The organism is Mobilicoccus sp. (assembly GCF_032060985.1).
In the GTDB taxonomy this organism is placed as follows: Bacteria; Actinomycetota; Actinomycetes; order Actinomycetales; family Dermatophilaceae; genus Mobilicoccus.
In genome coordinates this window covers 1-5,194 of the sequence record NZ_DAMBGD010000032.1, presented here as the reverse complement: position 1 = coordinate 5,194, position 5,194 = coordinate 1, and the positions used below count along the sequence as shown (strand labels likewise).

The following is a 5,194-nucleotide window of genomic DNA, read 5'->3' as shown; positions in this document are numbered from 1 at the left end:
GCGGCTACCGCCGCCTGAAACTACCGATGCCACCTCAAGCTGCAGCAGTCCCGGTCTTTCCAGCCGCAGAGGTACAGGCCGGACCCGAGATGGCGGCGGTCGGTGCCAGCGCGGTTCGTTACGCGGCTTGGATCGTCGAGGCGGTCCTGAACTGCCCACCAGGTGGCCTCTGGAACCACGGGGTCCCACTGGCTGCGCACGGGCTCTCCAGTGTCAGTGCGCAAGATGGTGCCGCGCCATGAGCGTCGCTTCCCGCCGTCAGGCTTCACGGAGGCTGGAGAGTACGTCGAGTAGCCGGCATATCGCGCGTTTCGAAGGATGCCGAGGACGGTCGACGGAGGCCAGTCTCCATCTTCTGGTACTGGTCGTGGAGGCAGTCCGTCCGCGGCTCGCTTCTCATTGCGCTCTAGAGCGAGGGTTCGGGTGTGGCGGGGGAGTGGTGGCACGCTGGGGATGTCGGGGCCGGTCTTGCCGGAGAGCGCCGCTGCGATCGCCCGTAGGGAGGCTCCGGCAGTGAATGCCTGCTAGATGGCCGCGACTGCCTGCGCCTCATGGGCGATGACCTCTCCCCTGAGGGTGTAGCCAAGTGGGCGTACGCCTTTCGGCGGGCGCCCCTGCTCTGCACGCTGCCGTTGGGCACGACTTTGTCTTTCGCCTTTGACCGCGATCTCGCTGCGTGCGATGGCTGAGAAGAGGTCTGCGCTGAGGCGCCCCGCCGCGGTGGTGCAGTCGATGTCGGAGCCCTTGACAAAGGTCAGGAGTATCTCGTGACGCTGCGCTGTCTCGATGATGCGCACCCCGTCCGCGCGGTTCCGTTCCAGGCCGGGCCATTCCTGTGCGACGACGACGTCGATCAGCCCTCGCTCGATGTCGGCGAGCAGGCGTTCGAAGGCGGGGCGCTTCGTGCCCGTACCGGAGATGTCGTTGTCCTCGTAGACCCCTGCTGGAGTCCATCCTCTAGCCTTGATGAGCGCCTCGGCGTCCTCCCTGTGGCGGTCCACACCCAGGCGACGGTTCTCGCGATCCTGAGAGATCCGCAGGTAGACGGCGGCCCGCCGAGGCTCAGCACTCATGGAGTCAGTCTACGTCAAAGGTTATTCGGCTACGGAACGGGGTGGAGTGGAGATTTTCGCTCTAGCATCTGGTCGGCGACGAGACAGCACGACCGCGCAGTGTTTGACCTGCGCAGGTGGAACCCGTATCCTTGAGGTAACACGGCAGGCCCGCTTCTCTAGATGAGACGCGGGTCTGTTCTCTTTCTACCCCCGGGTGCCGGGGACGCCAGGACGATGCGCACGTGACGACCCCGAACAGCACCTACGCCAAGCCGTTCCTCACGGTCCCCGAACAGATCCGGCGGCTACGCGGTCGGGGCATGGACTGCGGCGACGACGCCTACGCGGCCGAGGTCCTGCAGCGCTACGGCTACTACCGGCTGTCGGGCTACTGGCACCTCTACCGCGACCGGCCCGCGCCACCCGCGCCCCGGTTCGACGACGAAGGCCGAGAGATCCGCCTGGACACCTTCGTGGCCGGGACCCGCCTCGCGCACGTGGTCTCCCTCTACGAGTTCGATCATGAGCTCCGCATGCGCCTCGGCGACGTTCTCAGCACCGTCGAGACAGCCTTCCGGTTCTTCATCGGCCACCGGCTCGGCAGGGTCGACGCGTTTGCCCACCGGCATCCCTGGACGCTCGGCGCGACGAGGCAGGAAGATTCCAGCGCGCCGCCCGAGCCGACCGCCGCCTACCGCAAGTGGCTCAAGGAGTACGACCGGCACGAGCAGCGCGCCCGGGGCGACTTCGTCGTGCACTTCCGCCAGCAGTACGGCCCCCACCTGCCCATCTGGGTCGCGACAGAAGTGATGTCTTTCGGAGTGCTGAGTAGCCTCTACGACCTGATGTTGCAGGCCGACCAGGAGATCCTCGCCGCACGGTTCCAGATCCGCACCGCCGACGGCCGCGGAGACCGCGGTGCCCTGAGCAACTGGCTGAACGCCCTCAGGAACGTGCGGAACATCTGCGCCCACTACGGCCGGCTGTGGAACCGCGCGTTCGACGTGACCATCGACGCGCCGGGGCAGGCTCGAAAGGACGCCGACTGCCTGCTCGCACCGCTCGCGGACGACGGGACGAACAACAGGCTCTACGGCGTGCTGCTCGTCTTGCGCCACCTCCTGCTGACCATCGCGCCGGAGAAGGGCGACGTCGTGGACCTGGCCGACTTCATCGAAGACAATTCCCGCACCGTCGGCTTCGGCATGGAGCAGCTCGGATTCCCGGACGGCTGGCGGAGCAGCCCGATCTGGGACCTGGCCTTCGCGCTGGACCGTTCGCCGATGGTGGCCGCGAGTCTGCTCGACCGAGCCGAGTGCATGACCGCCGCCGAGACCCGTGCGTCGCTGACGGGGGCGGAAGTTATCGACGAGAAGCGGACTCGTACCCTGGCGCAGGCAGCGCGGGCGAAGAAGGCCGCCCAGCGCAGCCTGCTGCGGACCTACCTCAAGCACGACGTCGTGATCGAGGTCGAGCTTGGAGGGACGAAGTTCTACCCGGCCTTCCAGTTCCGGGACGGGAAGATCGTCGATGCGCTTGCCGAGATCAACCAGGCGCTCGCCCGGTCCTGCGGAGGCTCGGACCCGACCGACGTCGCCAGGGCGCTCCTGGACTGGTGGCAGACGCCGCGTCCGGACTTGCAGCTGGACGTGGACGGCTCGGACCGATCGCCCCTAGGAGACTGCTGAACAATGGCGCGCCTCCCGAGGTCCTCGGGCTGACCTGAAATTCTGAGGTCATGCAGGGTGAGGCCGATCGGCAGCGTGAGCTGCTGGATGTTGAGTCAGTGGCTGGTCATCTGCTCGAGCCGGGCAGCGTGTTCGCGTTGTTGGCCGAGCATCGGGACCGGTTGTTCCCGAGCGAGTTGTTCGCCGACCTGTTCCCGACCGGCCGCGGTCGGCCCTCGATCCCGGGCGAGGTGATTGCCTCGGTCATCGTGCTCCAAGCGCTCTACGGCCATTCGGACCGCGAAGCCGTCGACGCCTTGACCTTCGACCTGCGGTGGAAGGCCGCGTGCGGGTACGCGATCGACAAGCCGGGTTTCGACCCGTCGACGCTGACCTACTGGCGTCGCCGGCTGGCCGCGAGCAACCGGCCGCAGCGGATCTTCGAGGTGGTCCGCGAGGTGATCACCGAAACCGGGGCGGTGGCAGGGAAGCAGCGTCGGGCGCTGGATTCCACGATCCTCGACGACGCGGTCGCCCGGCAGGACACCGTGACGCAGCTGATCGCGCAGATCCGCCGCGTGGGTCGTGAGGTTCCTGGCGCCAAGGGCCTGATCACCGAGCACTGCACCCGCCTGGTTGTGTTGACCGGACAGGACTACCACTTGACCGGGAAGCCGCCGATCGCGTGGGACGACCCGGCTGCTCGTGAAGGGCTGGTGTCCGCGCTGGTCGGCGACGCACTCGCCCTGCTCGCTGTGCTGGATGTCGAGGCCATCACCAAGACGGGCGGGAAGCCGGCCGATGCGGTCGCGCTGCTGGCGCTGGTCGCGGGCCAGGACGTGGAGCCGACCGAGGACTCCGATGGCACCGACGGCCGGTGGCGCATCGCCCGGAAGACGGCGCCGGATCGGGTGATCTCGACCGTCGACCCCGACACCCGACACGCCCACAAGACCCGGAAACGACGCCAGGACGGGTTCAAGGCCCACGTCGTGGTGGAGCCCGATACCGGGTTGACCACCGTGTGTGCGTTGACCAAGACCAACGGCCCGGCCAACTCCGATGCCACCGTTGGTGCCGAACTGGTCACTGCCGACTCGACCCTGGCAACCGACCAGCAGGTCGAGGTGCTCGGGGACTCGGCCTACGCCACCGGCGACATGCTCCACACCCTGGACGGCAAGAAGTGGCTACCGCTGCTCAAACCGTGGCCGCTGCGCCCCACGGTCGAAGGCGGATTCACCCTCGATGACTTCCGCTACGACGCCGACGCCCTGACCTGCCCGGCGGGCATCACCAGGAAGCGGTCCGCGAAGGGTACCGTCACCTTCGGTGCCGCCTGTCGCGGCTGCCCGCTACGACAGCGATGCACCACTTCGGCAAGCGGGCGCACGGTGTTGATCGGCGAACACCACCAACTGCAACGCGAACACCGCAAACGAGCCGCCGATGACGGCTTCCAGGCCCACTATCGGCAGCACCGACCGATGGTCGAACGCTCGATCGCCTGGCTCACCCGCGGCGCCCGACGCGTCCCATACCGAGGCGTCGAGAAGAACAACAACTGGCTCCACCACCGCGTCGCCGCCCTCAACCTGCGTCGACTCCTCGCCATGGGTCTCACGATGATCGACGGAGCCTGGGCCCTGGCCTGACGGGGCCCTCGCGGGCTCAATCCGCCCCTTGCGCGCGGCTGCAGAGCCGCGCAGGATGGCCCACGGCGGGCGGAACGACCCCGTTGTCGCACCCAGAGTGCTGACTCAAACTCTCCGCTCGACGGCCTTGGCGGCGATCCGCCCGCCACCCACGCCGCCAGATGACCGGTTGTTCAGCAGTCTCCTAGACCTGCTGGACTCGGTCACCGAGGAGCAATTCGCCGCGGCGATCGACGAGTCGGATGCAAGGCGCAGCTTCGCCGCATCCGATCTCGGTTGACCATGATCTCGCTGTAGATAGTCCTACGTGGGGGCATGTGGTGGAATTAAGATTTTCGACCTGACATCTGGCCGCAAGACAGGAAGGAGCCCGGACCGGGAGCACGATGCCTAATGATCCTCTGAACCTCGACAAGGCCGGCGAGTGGGCTGGCGTGTGGTGGCTGCCGGAAGCCCCTAGCGAGAAGGTCCCGGGTGTCCTCCGGTACGACCCGGAAGATGGTCTCTCTCTGTCGCTGATCGGCACCTTCGAGGATCGGATCTTGACGACGGACTCGTCTGGATGGACTGCTGTTCACGAAGGAACCCGCACCTGGGAAGTCATGCACGGTGTGGCCGAGCTCAGGGAGATCACACTGCTCGGCTGTGTTCCTAGGAGCACCAGAAGGACCATGGGTGCGCGAGTGGCGAGCCCTGACAAGCAGACCGTGACTGGGCTGACCCCGTTTTGTAGGTCCGGTGGTTCTGGGAGTCGTCCTGTCCCCCGTGGTTGCGGGCAGGGAGACTGGTCAGATCATGTCGAACATCAGGAAGCGTC

4 protein-coding genes and 1 pseudogene are annotated in these 5,194 nt (G+C 66.9%); 3 read left to right on the top strand and 2 right to left on the bottom strand.

Annotation, left to right across the window (positions count from 1 at the left end):
* Positions 1-20: 20 nt before the first annotated feature.
* Both RT054_RS16585 and RT054_RS16435 read right to left on the bottom strand, forming a co-directional pair.
* Positions 21-446, bottom strand: coding sequence for a recombinase family protein (locus RT054_RS16585; protein WP_396837336.1), 426 nt, complete (start codon positions 444-446; stop codon positions 21-23).
* Between the two features lie 78 nt (positions 447-524).
* Positions 525-1,073 (bottom strand): recombinase family protein, encoded by a 549-nt coding sequence (locus tag RT054_RS16435; protein ID WP_313025676.1) that lies wholly within the window; start codon positions 1,071-1,073, stop codon positions 525-527.
* Between the two features lie 224 nt (positions 1,074-1,297).
* Between RT054_RS16435 and RT054_RS16430 the strand changes: the two genes are divergently transcribed.
* The 3 genes and pseudogenes from RT054_RS16430 to RT054_RS16420 form a co-directional block, all read left to right on the top strand.
* Positions 1,298-2,743: an Abi family protein gene (locus RT054_RS16430; RefSeq protein ID WP_313025673.1), complete on the top strand. Its 1,446-nt coding sequence runs from the start codon at positions 1,298-1,300 to the stop codon at positions 2,741-2,743.
* A gap of 50 nt (positions 2,744-2,793) precedes the next feature.
* Complete coding sequence (locus RT054_RS16425; protein ID WP_312722585.1) at positions 2,794-4,377, top strand: IS1182 family transposase; 1,584 nt, start codon at positions 2,794-2,796, stop codon at positions 4,375-4,377.
* Between the two features lie 386 nt (positions 4,378-4,763).
* Positions 4,764-5,194: pseudogene (locus RT054_RS16420) on the top strand (hypothetical protein); the annotation flags it as partial.

Bases quoted from the DNA above. Each gene is read 5' to 3' on its own strand.
- RT054_RS16435 (WP_313025676.1), bottom strand. From the start codon at position 1,073: ATGAGTGCTGAGCCTCGGCGGGCCGCCGTCTACCTGCGGATCTCTCAG.
- RT054_RS16425 (WP_312722585.1), top strand. From the start codon at position 2,794: ATGCAGGGTGAGGCCGATCGGCAGCGTGAGCTGCTGGATGTTGAGTCA.